Origin of the sequence: Candidatus Arsenophonus triatominarum, from assembly GCF_001640365.1 — a bacterium.
Taxonomy (GTDB): domain Bacteria; phylum Pseudomonadota; class Gammaproteobacteria; order Enterobacterales; family Enterobacteriaceae; genus Arsenophonus; species Arsenophonus triatominarum.
In genome coordinates this window covers 21,884-36,423 of the sequence record NZ_LWMI01000004.1, presented here as the reverse complement: position 1 = coordinate 36,423, position 14,540 = coordinate 21,884, and the positions used below count along the sequence as shown (strand labels likewise).

General features: G+C 36.0%; 15 protein-coding genes and 12 pseudogenes. 19 read left to right on the top strand and 8 right to left on the bottom strand.

Annotation, left to right across the window (positions count from 1 at the left end; genetic code table 11):
• Positions 1 to 58: 58 nt before the first annotated feature.
• The 5 genes and pseudogenes from AYJ55_RS35360 to AYJ55_RS01065 all read left to right on the top strand — a co-directional run.
• Positions 59 to 238, top strand: a pseudogene (locus AYJ55_RS35360) (transposase family protein); the annotation flags it as partial.
• Between the two features lie 158 nt (positions 239 to 396).
• Positions 397 to 1,092: pseudogene (locus AYJ55_RS01075) on the top strand (integrase core domain-containing protein); the annotation flags it as partial.
• A gap of 541 nt (positions 1,093 to 1,633) precedes the next feature.
• The gene (locus AYJ55_RS35355) at positions 1,634 to 1,783 is read left to right on the top strand and encodes a recombinase family protein (protein ID WP_425393760.1); all 150 of its coding nucleotides are present in this window, start codon (positions 1,634 to 1,636) and stop codon (positions 1,781 to 1,783) included.
• A 20-nt stretch (positions 1,784 to 1,803) separates the two neighbouring features.
• The gene (locus AYJ55_RS35350) at positions 1,804 to 2,103 is read left to right on the top strand and encodes a recombinase family protein (protein WP_425393759.1); all 300 of its coding nucleotides are present in this window, start codon (positions 1,804 to 1,806) and stop codon (positions 2,101 to 2,103) included.
• A gap of 2 nt (positions 2,104 to 2,105) precedes the next feature.
• Positions 2,106 to 3,093, top strand: a pseudogene (locus tag AYJ55_RS01065) (IS481 family transposase); the annotation flags it as partial.
• Between the two features lie 33 nt (positions 3,094 to 3,126).
• On the opposite strand, the gene AYJ55_RS01060 reads toward AYJ55_RS01065, so the two are convergent.
• Positions 3,127 to 3,915, bottom strand: a complete 789-nt coding sequence (locus AYJ55_RS01060; protein ID WP_063653686.1) for a transposase family protein — start codon at positions 3,913 to 3,915, stop codon at positions 3,127 to 3,129.
• Between the two features lie 82 nt (positions 3,916 to 3,997).
• Between AYJ55_RS01060 and AYJ55_RS24440 the strand changes: the two are divergent.
• The 7 genes and pseudogenes from AYJ55_RS24440 to AYJ55_RS30350 form a co-directional block, all read left to right on the top strand.
• Positions 3,998 to 4,201: pseudogene (locus AYJ55_RS24440) on the top strand (IS481 family transposase); the annotation flags it as partial.
• Between the two features lie 4 nt (positions 4,202 to 4,205).
• A pseudogene (locus tag AYJ55_RS32395) lies at positions 4,206 to 4,589 on the top strand (transposase); the annotation flags it as partial.
• A gap of 159 nt (positions 4,590 to 4,748) precedes the next feature.
• On the top strand, positions 4,749 to 4,964 hold the full coding sequence (locus AYJ55_RS34340; RefSeq protein WP_162505204.1) for a transposase: 216 nt from the start codon (positions 4,749 to 4,751) through the stop codon (positions 4,962 to 4,964).
• On the top strand, positions 4,958 to 5,173 hold the full coding sequence (locus AYJ55_RS01050) for a hypothetical protein (protein WP_063657848.1): 216 nt from the start codon (positions 4,958 to 4,960) through the stop codon (positions 5,171 to 5,173). Before AYJ55_RS34340 ends, AYJ55_RS01050 begins: the two co-directional genes overlap by 7 nt.
• 187 nt (positions 5,174 to 5,360) lie before the next feature.
• Positions 5,361 to 5,570, top strand: a pseudogene (locus AYJ55_RS01045) (IS701 family transposase); the annotation flags it as partial.
• A 48-nt stretch (positions 5,571 to 5,618) separates the two neighbouring features.
• Entirely contained in the window at positions 5,619 to 6,008 is a 390-nt protein-coding gene (locus tag AYJ55_RS01040; protein WP_063653678.1) for a hypothetical protein, read from the top strand.
• Positions 6,009 to 6,031: 23 nt separating this feature from the next.
• On the top strand, positions 6,032 to 6,181 hold the full coding sequence (locus tag AYJ55_RS30350; protein ID WP_187153138.1) for a hypothetical protein: 150 nt from the start codon (positions 6,032 to 6,034) through the stop codon (positions 6,179 to 6,181).
• An 860-nt stretch (positions 6,182 to 7,041) separates the two neighbouring features.
• Here AYJ55_RS30350 and AYJ55_RS24420 read toward each other — a convergent pair.
• Together AYJ55_RS24420 and AYJ55_RS35345 are read right to left on the bottom strand one after the other, a co-directional pair.
• Entirely contained in the window at positions 7,042 to 7,866 is an 825-nt protein-coding gene (locus tag AYJ55_RS24420; RefSeq protein ID WP_063657243.1) for an IS630 family transposase, read from the bottom strand.
• A 168-nt stretch (positions 7,867 to 8,034) separates the two neighbouring features.
• Positions 8,035 to 8,238: a transposase gene (locus AYJ55_RS35345; protein ID WP_425393761.1), complete on the bottom strand. Its 204-nt coding sequence runs from the start codon at positions 8,236 to 8,238 to the stop codon at positions 8,035 to 8,037.
• A 307-nt stretch (positions 8,239 to 8,545) separates the two neighbouring features.
• Between AYJ55_RS35345 and AYJ55_RS01025 the strand changes: the two genes are divergently transcribed.
• Entirely contained in the window at positions 8,546 to 8,893 is a 348-nt protein-coding gene (locus AYJ55_RS01025) for a hypothetical protein (protein WP_063653674.1), read from the top strand.
• 167 nt (positions 8,894 to 9,060) lie between these two features.
• Here the strand turns inward: AYJ55_RS01025 and AYJ55_RS01020 are convergent.
• Positions 9,061 to 9,373: pseudogene (locus AYJ55_RS01020) on the bottom strand (integrase core domain-containing protein); the annotation flags it as partial.
• An 8-nt stretch (positions 9,374 to 9,381) separates the two neighbouring features.
• Here AYJ55_RS01020 and AYJ55_RS32385 point away from each other — a divergent pair.
• Positions 9,382 to 9,549: pseudogene (locus tag AYJ55_RS32385) on the top strand (IS256 family transposase); the annotation flags it as partial.
• Positions 9,550 to 9,715: 166 nt separating this feature from the next.
• On the opposite strand, the gene AYJ55_RS01015 reads toward AYJ55_RS32385, so the two are convergent.
• Both AYJ55_RS01015 and relB read right to left on the bottom strand, forming a co-directional pair.
• Positions 9,716 to 9,979, bottom strand: a complete 264-nt coding sequence (locus AYJ55_RS01015; protein ID WP_222703379.1) for a type II toxin-antitoxin system RelE family toxin — start codon at positions 9,977 to 9,979, stop codon at positions 9,716 to 9,718.
• Positions 9,966 to 10,208 (bottom strand): type II toxin-antitoxin system RelB family antitoxin, encoded by a 243-nt coding sequence (relB, locus tag AYJ55_RS01010; protein ID WP_063653668.1) that lies wholly within the window; start codon positions 10,206 to 10,208, stop codon positions 9,966 to 9,968. Before relB ends, AYJ55_RS01015 begins: the two co-directional genes overlap by 14 nt.
• Positions 10,209 to 10,518: 310 nt before the next feature.
• Here relB and AYJ55_RS35340 point away from each other — a divergent pair.
• The 3 genes and pseudogenes from AYJ55_RS35340 to AYJ55_RS35330 all read left to right on the top strand — a co-directional run.
• Positions 10,519 to 10,683: pseudogene (locus AYJ55_RS35340) on the top strand (transposase zinc-binding domain-containing protein); the annotation flags it as partial.
• 9 nt (positions 10,684 to 10,692) lie between these two features.
• The gene (locus AYJ55_RS35335; protein WP_425393763.1) at positions 10,693 to 10,992 is read left to right on the top strand and encodes a hypothetical protein; all 300 of its coding nucleotides are present in this window, start codon (positions 10,693 to 10,695) and stop codon (positions 10,990 to 10,992) included.
• A 37-nt stretch (positions 10,993 to 11,029) separates the two neighbouring features.
• A pseudogene (locus tag AYJ55_RS35330) lies at positions 11,030 to 11,389 on the top strand (transposase); the annotation flags it as partial.
• Positions 11,390 to 11,818: 429 nt separating this feature from the next.
• Here the strand turns inward: AYJ55_RS35330 and AYJ55_RS00995 are convergent.
• A complete protein-coding gene (locus tag AYJ55_RS00995) occupies positions 11,819 to 12,091 on the bottom strand; it encodes an HU family DNA-binding protein (RefSeq protein ID WP_063653662.1) in 273 nt (90 codons plus the stop codon).
• A gap of 563 nt (positions 12,092 to 12,654) precedes the next feature.
• Between AYJ55_RS00995 and AYJ55_RS00990 the strand changes: the two genes are divergently transcribed.
• A complete protein-coding gene (locus tag AYJ55_RS00990; RefSeq protein ID WP_063653660.1) occupies positions 12,655 to 13,584 on the top strand; it encodes a replication initiation protein in 930 nt (309 codons plus the stop codon).
• Between the two features lie 35 nt (positions 13,585 to 13,619).
• On the opposite strand, the pseudogene AYJ55_RS00985 reads toward AYJ55_RS00990, so the two are convergent.
• A pseudogene (locus AYJ55_RS00985) lies at positions 13,620 to 14,006 on the bottom strand (transposase); the annotation flags it as partial.
• A 191-nt stretch (positions 14,007 to 14,197) separates the two neighbouring features.
• On the opposite strand from AYJ55_RS00985, the pseudogene AYJ55_RS00980 reads away from it, so the two are divergent.
• Positions 14,198 to 14,522: pseudogene (locus AYJ55_RS00980) on the top strand (transposase); the annotation flags it as partial.
• Positions 14,523 to 14,540 lie beyond the last annotated feature (18 nt).

Here is a 14,540-nt window from a genome sequence, read left to right as displayed (position 1 = left end):
GTAAAAAGATGGAAACAGGATGCACTATCGATGACCTGTTTTTAATACATATGCTGTAATCAAAATTAAGTCGCCTAGCTATACCGGTTTTCAAGGTATAGATAAACAGCATCCTAATACACAAATCCCAAAAAAAGGAACTCGAAAAAGACCTTTATCGCCTGAACAAAAACAAGAAAATAAAATAATCTCGGGCATCCGTATTACGGTTGAACACGCCATCGCGGGTATCAAGCGCCTCGGTTGTATGACCCAAATTTTACGGAATCGTAGACCCTTTATTGATGATACCTTTTTACTCCTTAGTGCCGGTCTTTGGAATTTCCATCTCAGAACAGCCTAAAATTTACTTCCAATCACCGAAATACCCTTATTTCACTATTAAGCAACACGCTTATTTTTGTTTCGGGGAGTGGCGTTCGCTCTATTTGGCTACGTCATCATCTTGAAAATTAAAAAAAACGTCTAAAGGCGCTAGAAGATAAAATAGCGACAGAAGGGATTATTCTGTCAGAATCACAAATCAGTGCTCTAGAAAAGAAAGCGCAAGATGATGAAGCCTGTGGTGAGATTGAAACAGCGCATCCAGGTTATCTGGGTTCACAAGATACTTTTTATGTCGGTCATTTAAAAGGCGTTGGTCGTGTTTATCAACAAACTTACATTGATACTTACAGTAAAGTCGTTCATTGTAAGCTTTACACAACAAAAAGCGCGATAACGGCGGCAGATTTATTAAATGACAAGGTTCTCCCTTTTTATTCCCAGCATAGGTTACCGGTGTTACGTATACTGACGGACAGAGGCAGTGAGTATTGTGGTAAAGTTGAGCATCACGATTATCAACTTTATCTCGCTATCAATGATATTGATCATACAAAAACTAAAGCTCGTTCACCTCAAACCAATGGGATTTGTGAACGCTTTCATAAAACTGTATGACAAGAGTTCTATCAGGTGGCTTTTCGTAAGAAAATCTATAGGGCTTTAGATGAATTACAAGCTGATTTAGATAAATGGTTAGCGGAATATAATAACCAACGCACTCATCAAGGAAAAATGTGTTGCGGTCGAACTCCTATTGCAACTTGACACGATGGAAAACAACTTTGGAGAGAGAAAGATTTAAATCAAATTTAACCTGACAGGTACTGTATAAATAACCAGTAACTGTCAGATCAAATCTGAGCTAATAAATCTAATTTACCTGTCAAATTAGAGTAACCCCTAATGTCAATTTTCAGGTCAGCTTAATTTGTGTGTCAATAGAGTATAATTGTTAATTAGTTGACGTATTAAACTTAAACTCATAAACTTAAATATGACAATATAGGAATTTGAAGTTAAGATGGCAGGCGCAAGAGTTGGATATATTAACCTGAGTTCGGGATAAGGAATTTAATTTTTTATTATATATTCAAATGGTTACTTAAAAAGTATTACATAAAATATGTGCTTTATTTTGATTTTTTTCATGATTTTAGAAGAGAGAATAGGTTGTTTTTTAACCCACTATTACTAAAAATCTTTACTTTTTTTATCATTTAATTGATTTTAAAAGGTTTTTATTGATAAATGAGCTATTTTTATTTTCTCATAACTACCGCTTATCCCGAACTCAGGTTATATTAGAGTGAGTAGCGAGGATCAAAAGTTAGAACGGCAATTGAAAAATATCCCCCTCGACAAAGTATTTGAAGAAAAAGTATCAGCGAAAAACAAAGAACGACCGCAGTTACAGGCTTTGTTAAACTATGTCCGTGAAGGAAGGGGACATAGGTGATCGTGCATAGTTTAGATTGATTGGCCAGGAATTTGGACGATTTACGCAGTCTGGTAAAGTCATTGACTGAGCAGGGTGTCAGTGTTGAATTCATCAAAGAAAACCTAATTTTCACGGGCGAGGATTCGCCTATGTCAAATTTCCTTTTGTCCGTCATGGGGGGAGCTTTTGCGGAATTTGAAAGGGCACTGATTAGAGAGCGACAGCTTGAAGGTATCGCTATCGCTAAGAATCTACAAAGGACGAAAAAAAGTCTTACCCAAAAGCAAATTCAGTCATTGCAATCAAGAGCTAAAAACGGCAAAAAAAAGCCAAATTAGCAAAAGAATTTGGCGTATCTCGAGAAACCATTTATCGGTATTTGCGAACAGGTGATATTTATAGCTATGAAAATATTAATCGTCGCTCATTGGGGGGGGAATCTATTAATAATTAATCAAAATCGACGGGTGCCTAACGTAAAAAATAGAGTAGATGAACAGATTGAAAGCGCTGTAGTTGAGTATGCCATTGAATACCCTGCACACGGTCAACACCGCAGTAGTAATGAACTAAGAAAAAAAGGCATTTTTGTTTCGGGGAGTGGCGTTCGCTCTATTTGGCTGCGCCATAATCTCGAAAATTTTACAAAACGCCTAAAAGCGCTTGAAGATAAAATCGCAACAGAAGGAATTATCCTGTCAGAATCACAAATCAGTGCTCTAGAAAAGAAAGCGCAAGATGATGAAGCCTGTGGTGAGATTGAAACAGCGCATCCAGGTTATCTGGGTTCACAAGATACTTTTTATGTCGGTCATTTAAAAGGCGTTGGTCGTGTTTATCAACAAACTTACATTGATACTTACAGTAAAGTCGTTCATTGTAAGCTTTACACAACAAAAAGCGCGATAACGGCGGCAGATTTATTAAATGACAAGGTTCTCCCTTTTTATTCCCAGCATGGGTTACCGGTGTTACGTATACTGACGGACAGAGGCAGTGAGTATTGTGGTAAAGTTGAACATCACGATTATCAACTTTATCTCGCTATCAATGATATTGATCATACAAAAACTAAAGCTCGTTCACCTCAAACTAATGGGATTTGTGAACGCTTTCATAAAACTGTATTACAAGAGTTCTATCAGGTGGCTTTTCGTAAGAAAATCTATAGCGCTTTAAATGAATTACAAGCTGATTTAGATAAATGGTTAGCGGAATATAATAACCAACGCACTCATCAAGGAAAAATGTGTTGCGGTCGAACTCCTATGGCAACTTTACACGATGGAAAACAACTTTGGAGAGAGAAAGATTTAAATCAAATTTAACCTGACAGGTACTGTATAAATAACCGGTAACTGTCAGATTAAGTCTGAGCTACTACACGTAATACGGATGCCCGAGATTATTTTATTTTCTTGTTTTTGTTCAGGCGATAAAGGTCTTTTTCGAGTTCCTTTTTTTGGGATTTGTGTATTAGGATGCTGTTTATCTATACCTTGAAAACCGGTATCGGCCCAGATGGTTACCTCAGGGGGAATATGGCGAATTATATCGACTTTATCGAGTAAGCGTTTATCGTGACGGCGCCCATTTTTGATCATGGGGATAAATCCAATTTTCCTCGTTTCGTCAGTCATAATAAGCCCTTTTCGAGTGGTCTGTCTTTTCTTTCCCGAATACATTTTTTTTCGCCGACGCAGATTCTTAGGCTTTTGGACAGGTCGCTCTGTCCCATCAATAAAGACGTCTTTAACTCCAGGAAAGGCGCGAAAAAATTCCTCAGCAGAGCGAATTTGACGAGCGGGCAAAACACATTCTCGCCCCAAGGTCATCTCTAAAACCGGCAATAATATTTTTACCCAGCGACATACCCGTGTTCTATCTAAACCAAAAAGAAGTCCTTGCAAATCATAGGTCGGATAACATTTTAAATACAATAAAATAAAAAGCAGTTTATCTAATGGGGTTGGGATAAATCCTTTCTGCCCTGCACCCATCTGCCGCTCGTGATCTTTTCGATTCTTTTTCCGATAAATCAAATAACAAGCTGAAAATTCAGCGGCTAAATTTTTCAATTCTTCGACTGATAATCCAATGATTGCTTTACATAAACGATTATCTCGTAACAACCGCTCTTTGTTGATCATTTCAAACCGTTATTTTAAGTTAAACCTCTTTTTATTGTCTATAGCGTGACAAAAAATGCAAGTCTCTATTCAGCAACTATTTTATTGTAAGCTTTACACAACAAAAAGCGCGATAACGGCGGCAGATTTATTAAATGACAAGGTTCTCCCTTTTTATTCCCAGCATGGGTTATCGGTGTTACGTATACTGACGGACAGAGGCAGTGAGTATTGTGGCAAAGTTGAACATCACGATTATCAACTTTATCTCGCTATCAATGATATTGATCATACAAAAACTAAAGCTCGTTATCACCCCGGGCGTTTTCACTGCCATCCATACCTGGGGACGAGACCAAAAATGGCATCCGCATATTCATTTTTCAACCACAGCCGGCGGGGTGACTAAAAAGAATACCTGGCGGGATATCAGCTTTTATCGCGAAAACATTATGACAATGTGGCTATATCGGATAACGGCATTATTGAGAAAACATTATTACACGCTCACCATTCCCGATTAGCTTAAAGCTGAAGGAAGAAGTAAAGCATCATGCAATCAATTACTTAATACTCACTACAAGCGCGGATGGAATATTAATCTTTCTGATATTCTTTCCAATATTACCCATGTCACCCTTTATCTCGGATTTTATCTAAAGAAACCCCCTGTCTCGCTCAGTCGCTTAAAACATTAAGCATGTTGCTCAATAGTGAAATAAAGTTGCTTAAAATAAAAACAAGTTAGATACATCTAAAAAATACAAAAATAGTTTATTTTTTAATCTTACATAGGTTATTTTTAATGCAAAAATTGATGATTTTATCATCATCGGCTGGTTTTTTTGTAAGTCATAATTAATTTTGCTATTGAGCAACAGGCTTATTATTCCGACGAAGATAACATCACGTTACGCTATAAGAGCCACCGCACGAAAAAACAGGAAGACCTGGTCATGACATCCGATGTATTTATTACCCAGTTTGCGTCTCATGTGCCAGAAAAATGGTTTCACATGATCCGCTATTACGGCTTTTTAAGTCCATCAGCACAGATGCGAAAATGTTAACGGAGGTTGTTTATCCTTTAGCCCAGCAAGATAAAAAACCCGCTAAAAAAGTCACCTGGCGAAACATGTATCAACACGTCTTTAAAGTCGATCCACTTGCTTGTCTCTTATGTGGAAAAAAATTACTTTTCGCAGGAATGAATTTTGGATTGAATCGTAAAGAACTTATGGCACGTCACCATGATCTGGCTTGTTTGCGGTGGCGATAAAAACTCACGACAGGGTAGATCTATCCTTTTGTTCAAAATTGATTAATAATTGGTCTTTTTTTTAACCATCTATTCCGTTCCTTATCTCAACCTTCAACATAATTTTGGCAAAATTTAGAAGAAAATAAAAAGGATTTCATCATGGCGCAGGTTAATGAATAACCATTTCGGGTATTAATTTCTTATACACCGAGAAGTTAAACAAAATTGTGGTATTGAACGCTGTCAGGCTCGCACGAGCCGAGCGCAAAGAAATCATTTTTCTCGCTATTTCTGCGTGGTTTGAACAACATAAACGTCGTATATCTGAAAAAATAACCCTTTATCAACAAAATTGGGACATAATCAAAAATGCTATTACTGAGCACATCCGTGTTTTATAGCGTACCCAAATTAGTTTTGTGCGAAACTCGTGTTTCTGAGCGAATCCGAGCGATTTTTGGAGATGGCGGCAAAAGAAAAAGAGAAATGCCGAGATTGGTATCTTCGCAAGTTGATTCAGTTTTATGTGGGGAAAAAGGTCTCACAGTGTGAAACGGGGCATTTGCGGCAAAGTTCGCTCGATACGATTAAACATGCCCTGTTTTCAATCGACGAACCGTTGCAAGCCAAATTGGCGTTGAATATTCGCCCGAGTGAATTTAACGGCTTGCCGGAAAATACGCTTAAACATCTGCACTCTGCCTATTTGTTGTTAAAAGCGCTGCGGAATGTTGGCGTAAGTCTGATACCTAAACTGAAAAGGAAAGGAGAAAAACCCCTTTTTATTCCGGCCTTTGAAAATGTCGAAAGGATGATCGAAGTTGCGCCAGTAAGAAAAAAGAAGCGTCCGTGATTGGGCTACGGATAAGTGAAATATTGGCATTAGATTATGCCGATATGCAAGGGGAATATTTGAATATTTCAAAACATGTAACCCGTCATGGTGTTGTTGAAGGTTTGAAGGTTGATGTTCAACGAAGGATTAAGATACCTAAAAAGCTATTTGATTTTTTGGATAAGAATTAAAAAGGGAATGAATTTTCCCTTAATCATTTCTGAACGTGGGGAAAGATTATCTTTGTGCTATAGCAGAACAGGAATAGTAAAAAGATTATTAACTGAAAATGGGATAGGCACTTTCCATAATTCACGACATTTTGCAGCGCTTCAATTATTTGAAAAAGGGGGTTGATGTGAATTTTGTATCACGATTATTGGGACACAAAAGTATCCAAATTACGATGGATATTTACGGGCGATTTTGCAGAGATATTTTACTTTGTGATTTTTAACGTTTGCGTTTATTTTTTAACCATTAACGAAAATAGCCTGGGATTAAAAGGGATTCAGGTGAAAAATTACAGAATAGCAAAAAACGCATAATTCCTAAGTCATACTTCCGAATTTTTGAAAATCAAAAAAACTAATAATTACAACTTATTAAGAGGGATTTCTTTCGCATAGTTCCGAAGAATAAGTCCGAACCCAAAACGGCTAATTTCGCGAATGTTGCATAAAGGTTAAAAATAGGTTGTCATGTCAGGGAAAGCGAAATACAAAAAAGCGTATGTTGATGACGTGATCAACCTGTCTTTGGTGAAAGCTAGCAGAAACAGCAAGGCAAAATACCAAAATTAGAAAACGAAAAATTATTAAAACCACGGCAGACGGCGAAACGACCACGATAGAAGAAGTATTGCCTAGCCACAATGATATTGCCGTTTACAAAAAGATGGGGATCAATGAGGTCTTTTTTAACGAGGAACAACAGCAACAGAAAGAATACTTAAGATCGATACTCGAGCGAAAAAATCCGGCGAAATCACTTCACTAGAAGCAGCTCAATTTTTGGAAATAGAAGGTATAGCTAGGCGACTTAATTTTGATTACAGCATATGTATTAAAAACAGGTCATCGATAGTGCATCCTGTTTCCATCTTTTTACGTTTAGCTTGAGACCATTTATGTTCTATAGGATTTAAATCTGGTGAATACACAGGCAAATATTCTATCTGGTGTCCTGCGTTTATAATTGCCTGTTCAATATTCTTACCTTTGTGAAAGCTAGCGTTGTCCATAAAAATAACAGAATTTTCAGGAAGTTCTGGGAGCAATATTTTTGTGATCCAAACATAAAAAACATCACGGTTAATATTGCAATCAAATAATCCGATAGCAAAAAGGGTTGTTCCCAATAAAGCGCCAATAACATTTGTTCTTCCCTTAGCACCCCAGTTTTTCAGGCCAAAACAACGGTGACCTTTTGGGGAATAGCCGTGAGTTCGTGGAGTGTCATGTGAAAAACCACTTTCATCAATAAAAACAACAGATTTATCTTTTTTTTTCATACTGTTGTCTTTTTTGCTGATGTGCCAGCCTGTCGCTTTCGTTGGTTTTTGGATGGAATAGAGTTTTTTTTTATAGGTTAATCCCAGCTTTTTAAGGGATTGCCAAATAGTCTTTTTACAAACACCGAATCGCTCTGCCCGTTCCTTTTGGTAAGCATCTGGATACTGTTCCACATCTTTTGCTAAAGCATTTTTATCGAGCTTCCTCTTACGTGGCGTTGAATTTTTTGGCTCTGGTCGTTTAAGCCAACGTACTAAAGACGCTTTTCCAATACGGAATTGTTTCGCAGTTTCTCGAATTGTTAAACCTTCGGCTTTCCTTACAGATATTACTTTACGTCGAAAATCAATTGTATAACTCATAACACACCTTGTAATCAAAATTAAGTCGCCTAGCTATATTCCTGTACCGGCAACACTTCTACTCGAAATTAAGCAATTGCAAAGTAGTTTGACACCAAACAACATGTTAAATGTCATGGAAGAAAATCCAATTACTCGTGATATGACCCTAGAAGAGGTAACAGAAGCCTATAAAAAATTAATGGAGTAAAAAAATGCCTTTAGGTCGTCTAATTTACCTATCAAATTAGAGTACACATCATGTTTATCATTCAGACTGCATCGAGGGACCGAGACATGAACACGCGGATGCTGATTGAGTTGCCAGCAATAAGTATGCAAGGCGGAGAAGATATCGATTTGGATACCTTGCTGTCGTATCCATTGCAGCATAGGTAGCGGCGCGAACAGGGCATTGAGGAGCTCCAGATATTGATGGCAACTACTCATACTGAGAACGATTCAAATATCATTTTATCAACAGAAATTTTAAATGTGACAGAAACTTACTTTTTAGCTGAAAATTTTTCAAATTCTTATACGGGAATAGCATTCCATTCTAGTATTTTTGAGTATATGATGGAATTGCTTTAGGATAGAATTATATAAATAAATGTGGTAAGGAGATTATACCTAATTTTATTATTATCGATATTAAGTTTAATTTAAGTGATAAAATTTCAACTAAAAAGGGAAAAAAATGAACAACCATATAAATAATAGTGTTTCTTCATTAAATCCAAACTATGATTACAATTCTTTAACCGTTGAGTCTAATGTTGTTTCTAATTCTTTTTTTGATAAATTTAAAACGATTCTCTCTAATATTGAAAGCAATTTACATCATATGAGAAATATAGCTGACAAACTTAATAGTGTAATAGAAAAGAGTTTGTCTTGTATAGAATCTGAATTTCCTGAAGCTAGTAAATATACTTCGGCATTGAAGGAATATTCAAATCAAATTGATCATGTGTTAGATTTCGTTGATGATATTGTTCATCAATTGGACCCTCAATCAAATTCCCATCAAATTATGGCGCATTAATAGTGAAAGGTTCAGCTTAAGCAAAACGGAATAATTTTCAGGCATAACTGACGCGGGTCTGTGGATAAACCGCTTCAATAGCGTCAGGGGATCCCTTTAGGCCATCAACATGTAATAGCTCAGACTTAATCTGACAGTTACCGGTTATTTATACAGTACCTGTCAGGTTAAATTTGATTTAAATCTTTCTCTCTCCAAAGTTGTTTTCCATCGTGTAAAGTTGCCATAGGAGTTCGACCGCAACACATTTTTCCTTGATGAGTGCGTTGGTTATTATATTCCGCTAACCATTTATCTAAATCAGCTTGTAATTCATTTAAAGCCCTATAGATTTTCTTACGAAAAGCCACCTGATAGAACTCTTGTAATACAGTTTTATGAAAGCGTTCACAAATCCCATTAGTTTGAGGTGAACGAGCTTTAGTTTTTGTATGGATCAATATCATTGATAGCGAGATAAAGTTGATAATCGTGATGTTCATTAACTAAAACCAAAGGGACTGTTTCCTAATGAAAACAGCTTATTAAAATTACTCTATATTGGCATCAATCAGGTATCCAACAAATGGACTAAGCCGATTAGTAACTGGGCGTTAACCATCGCTCAATTGTCCATCTATTTTAAAGGGCGCCTAGATGGTATAATCAAAATATAAAATCCCCTGACACAGAATTATGAACACCCTCCTAAAAAATGGAAAAATTATTTATTTTCACAGTGTTATTCTATTTAAATAGGTTAAATTTTTTTGGAATTCTTAGGCGTTAAAAAGTTATATCTACTGTATTCATTGATTTTATTTTAATTCTCTACTCAGAATCTCAACGATAAATATCTTTTCTGTGACCAACATCTATTATTAGAATAATTAATTCTTTATCTTGAATATTTGCAACAATTCGATAATTCCCGACCCGATAACGCCATAAACCCTTTTTTTCTCCCTTTAAGGATTTTCCATGAATTCTTGGGTTTTTAGTGTTAATCAGGTTTTTATTTATCCAAGATAAAATAAACACTTGGTCTGATTTGCTGATGTTTTTTAAAGTTTTTGTGATATTTTTGTGATATTTAACGGTATACATCATCGAGACCCAAATCAGAAATTAACTCATCATGACTAATAACATCATCATCAGTCATTTCTTTCATGATATTATTTGCGCACTGATAAAGCTTGATATCAATTTCATTCTCAATGCGTTCAAGTGCTGACTGTCTTAACAGATTTGAAACAGAGATACCGTTAAAATCCGCAAAATCTTTCAATAACTCTTTATCTTCTTTGGATATTCTAATTGTTAAATTTTTCATTTTATGGCCTATAATGTAAGTGCATTGCAAAAACATTATAGGTTAGTAGTGACAATTAAGTCAATGACTCGAACTAAATCGGTATTTTTTCTGCTTTTCAAGATGGTCGCCTATGGCGACGACTTGTCATTGCTTGTTAGTACTGGTATAACCCGATATCTATTGTCTCAATCTTTTGGTCCCTTTTATGTCACCGCGTTTTAGTCACGTTTTTCAATTTGGTCAACGCTGGCTCAATTGGCTTAATCGCCACCCCCCTGATAGTGTCCGCACTGTTGTGTGGAAACCATGGTAAAACGGCACTTCGCTTATGGGGTGGTCAATTTGGCGCTGTCCTAACCCTCAATGTAATTCTGAGAAATGGGTTAAATTTACCTGCAAAAGTCGAAGCTGCCCACATTGTGGCGTCAAAGCTTACCTACAATGGATTAACAATACGCTAGTTTGGTTACCCGAAGCTCCTTGGCAGCACATCACTTCTACCATGCCTTGTGAATATTGGCCTATTATTCGCGCCAACCGTTGGCTTCTCGGTGAAATGAATCGATTAGCCGCTGATGTGATATTAACCATCTGCCGTGACCTCAATATCACCCCGGGCGTTTTCACTGCCATCCATACCTGGGGACGAGACAGAAGTAAAGCATCATGGAATCAATTACTTAATACTCACCACATGCGCGGGTGGAATATTAATCTTTCTGATATTCTTTCCAATATTACCCATGTCACCCTTTATCTCGGATTTTATCTAAATAACCCCCTGCCTCGCTCAGTCGCTTAAAACATTATTCCGGCGAAGATAACACACGTTACGCTATAAGAGCCACCGCACGAAAAAACAGGAAGACCTAGTCATGACATCCGATGTATTTATTACCCGGTTTGCGTCTCATGTGCCAAGAAAATGGTTTCACATGATCTGCTATTACGGCTTTTTAAGTCCATCAGCACGGATGCGAAAAATGTTAACGGAGGTTGTTTATCCTTTAGCCCAGCAAGATAAAAAACCCGCTAAAAAAGTCACCTGGCGAAACATGTATCAACACGTCTTTAAAGTCGATCCACTTGCTTGTCTCTTATTGTGGGAAAAATTACTTTTCGCAGGAATGAATTTTGGATTGAATCGTAAAGAACTTATGGCACGTCACCATGATCTGGCTTGTTTGCGGTGGCGATAAGAACTCACGACAGGGTAGATCTATCTTTTTGTTCAAAATTGATCAATAATTAATCGTTTTTTAACCATCTATTCCGTTCCTTACTCTCAACCTTCAACATAATTTTGGCAAAATTTAGAAGAAAATAAAAAGGATTTCATCATGGCGCAGGTTAATGAGTAACCATTTCGGGTATTAATTTCTTATACATCTAGACGTTAAAAAATTTCCATCAACATAATTAGCCAACTTCAAAAGTTGGCTTTATTTTAATTTTGAAAACCAAACATTCCTCTTTCTGATTGTTAACTCGAAAGTCTTCTAATTTTGATAGGCAATTTTAGTTTTCCAAAATCGTTCGATTTCGGACATTGTCCAAAACACCCGTACAAAAATAGACAAATTATGTTTCGTACAGGAGTTTTAATTCGTACATGTTTTTCGGTCATGCTATTTGACTGCTTCTTTCAAACTTTTACCTGCTTTAAAACACGGTACGCTTGCAGCAGCGATTTTAAGTACTTCACCTGTTTTTGGGTTTCGTCCACCTCTAGCTGCTCGTTGCTTAACCTGAAAACTACCAAAGCCAATGAGTTGTACGTCATTGCCGGATTTTAAAGATTCTGTCACAGATTCGATGAAAGCGTTAACGGACTTCTCTGCGTCTTTCTTGCTCAAACCTGATTTCTCTGCAACTTTACTGATGAGTTCTGTTTTGTTCATGTTGTGCCTGAATTAATGGATACGTTAATTTTGTGATGCTAGCCGTGATAATCAGAGAGTGCAATATTTCAGGTTAGTTAGCTTAAAAAAAATCTTTTTAATTAAAATACCGCTGCTTGCCGCAAGATGCAAACTCGTTTTTCATCGAGGAAGCGGAATATCACCATTAGCAAAAAAGAAATACGGTCTCGCAGTAGTAACATATTTTTCGATTTAGAGCTTTTGTTATAAGAAAAGTTATCCACCTGTGTGTGAATAACGGTAATAATAATTTTTTTGTAATAGATCTAAAAGAAAGTAATAACCAAGTTTACGCTATATGAATCAATCACTTAAATTGATATACATGACATTGGAATTACTTTTATCCATAGAAGATTTTTCATTTCTCTTTCATCAGGTGTTGTAATTTGAATGTCATCTTTATTTATTATTTTTTTATCAATTGGTTAATTTAGCTGACATTAGATTTGATAATTACTTATATTTTTTATTAAAAAATGTCATGTATTGTGCTATTATTTTTTTCCTTAGGATTAATTGCATGAGGTTGCGAGAAAATTTTGAAAAATTGGATAAAAGTAAAAAAGCCTCATCAATTAATTACAAGTAAGATGAATTTAAAGCCTAGAGAGCAAGATCTAATAACTCTTTTGGTTAAATCATTAAAAGCGGAACAGGAAAAGTTAAAATTTAGTGGTGTAACTAATGAAAATGTTGTTTTTGAATTTAGGTATCATGCAAAGGACTTAGAAGAACATTTTAACTTGACTAGGCAAGGCCTGTACAAAGCACTATATGATGGTACAAAAATTATAGGTAAAGTTTTGGAAATGAAAGATCCAGACAATAAAATGTTTAGTAAAGTTGTTATAATAAGTAATGCTTGCTTTGAGGATGGTGTTTTGTTTATACGAATGGATAAAGATGCCGCTAAATATCTTCTGGAATATTCATCAGGATTCTCTGAAATAGATTTAACATTATTATTATCTTTGAGAGGTGGATATGAAAAACGAATATTGGAGTTAATTAGTAGATTCAAAGGCATTAAAGACTATACTGTATCCATAGAAGAATTTTGTAACATGCTTGGCGTGTCACCTAATGATTATGTTGATTTCCCAAGATTCAAGAGAGCTACTTTAAAGAATCCTATAAAAAATATAGTTTCTAAATCAAATGGGGTCTGGACTTTTAGATCAGATTATAAAGACGGCTTTATTATAGAAAAAACAGGGAAAAGTTACAAGCCATATAATAAAATAACTTTTAAGCTTGATTTCAACGAATCTATTTCAAAAGAAAAAGAATTTATTTTCAAAGAAAACGATAATCCACGTTACGCTATGTTAGATATGCTAGAGAAAAAAATATCCTCAATGGAAGCTAATAAAATTGAAGCAGCAATGTTTTTGTCTTTGTGTGATGAATTAGATGTTTCGTATACATCAGATGTAGTGAAAAAAGCAAATATTATTAAATCAAATTAATCGCTCTACGCCTGTGCTTCAACACTGACGCAGAGCTAATCAAAACCTAACGATCCTAGGCGCCCTTTAAAATAGATGGACAATTGAGCAATGGTTAACGCCCAGTTACTAATCGGCATAGTCCATTTGTTGGATACCTGATTGATGCCAATATAGAGTAATTTTAATAAGCTGTTTTCATTAGGAAAAGCCCCTTTGGTTTTAGTTAATGTCCTAAACTGCCGATGAACCGCCTCTACTGCATTGGTCGTATAAATGGGTTTTCTAATGGCTTTAGGGTATCGAAAATAAGCACTGAGCAACTCCCATTTACTTCGCCAGGATTCTAGCACTATCGGGTATTTTTCACCCCATTTCGATTCCTGTTCATCAAGGGCAAGCTCAGCAGCCGCTTTAGTATCTACACGATAAACCGGCTTTAACACGAGTTTCGCACCAATAAAAAAACGCTCTATTTTTAAGTTTAATTCAGCATAATATATAAATAGACAAAATCTTATAAATTAAAAGCAATTTATTGTAATTTAAACAAATTTATACGTTTTAGTAACTTACAAATTAACCATTGCTTTTAGCCATTTCTGGAATTTTATATGCCTGTGCGAAACTCGTGTACAAGATAAAACATGATGGTCACTATATCAATTAAGGCAATCTACACAGTACTTGGACTAACCGCCGATGGGCATGAGGAATTGTTAGGACTCTATATGTCTGAAACAGAAGGAGCACATCATTGGCTGAGCGTTCTGACTGACTTACATAACCGTGGTATACAAGATATTTTAATCGCTTGTGTTGGCGGATTAAAAGGGTTTCCAGAAGCGATAGCCAGTATTTTCCCGCAGACAGAAGTTCAGCTATGCGTAGTTCATCAAATTCGCAATAGCTTACGTTATATTGCCAGTAAAGACCAAAAAGCCTTTATGGCTGATTTAATGTCTCAATCTTTTGGT

Excerpts from the sequence above, each read along its gene's own strand:
- AYJ55_RS01060 (WP_063653686.1), bottom strand. The coding sequence starts at position 3,915 with ATGATCAACAAAGAGCGGTTGTTACGAGATAATCGTTTATGTAAAGCA.
- AYJ55_RS01050 (WP_063657848.1), top strand. The coding sequence starts at position 4,958 with ATGTTAACGGAGGTTGTTTATCCTTTAGCCCAGCAAGATAAAAAACCC.
- AYJ55_RS01040 (WP_063653678.1), top strand. The coding sequence starts at position 5,619 with ATGGCGGCAAAAGAAAAAGAGAAATGCCGAGATTGGTATCTTCGCAAG.
- AYJ55_RS24420 (WP_063657243.1), bottom strand. The coding sequence starts at position 7,866 with ATGAGTTATACAATTGATTTTCGACGTAAAGTAATATCTGTAAGGAAA.
- AYJ55_RS35345 (WP_425393761.1), bottom strand. The coding sequence starts at position 8,238 with ATGCTGCAATGGATACGACAGCAAGGTATCCAAATCGATATCTTCTCC.
- AYJ55_RS01025 (WP_063653674.1), top strand. The coding sequence starts at position 8,546 with ATGAACAACCATATAAATAATAGTGTTTCTTCATTAAATCCAAACTAT.
- AYJ55_RS01015 (WP_222703379.1), bottom strand. The coding sequence starts at position 9,979 with ATGTATACCGTTAAATATCACAAAAATATCACAAAAACTTTAAAAAAC.
- relB (WP_063653668.1), bottom strand. The coding sequence starts at position 10,208 with ATGAAAAATTTAACAATTAGAATATCCAAAGAAGATAAAGAGTTATTG.
- AYJ55_RS35335 (WP_425393763.1), top strand. The coding sequence starts at position 10,693 with ATGCCTTGTGAATATTGGCCTATTATTCGCGCCAACCGTTGGCTTCTC.
- AYJ55_RS00995 (WP_063653662.1), bottom strand. The coding sequence starts at position 12,091 with ATGAACAAAACAGAACTCATCAGTAAAGTTGCAGAGAAATCAGGTTTG.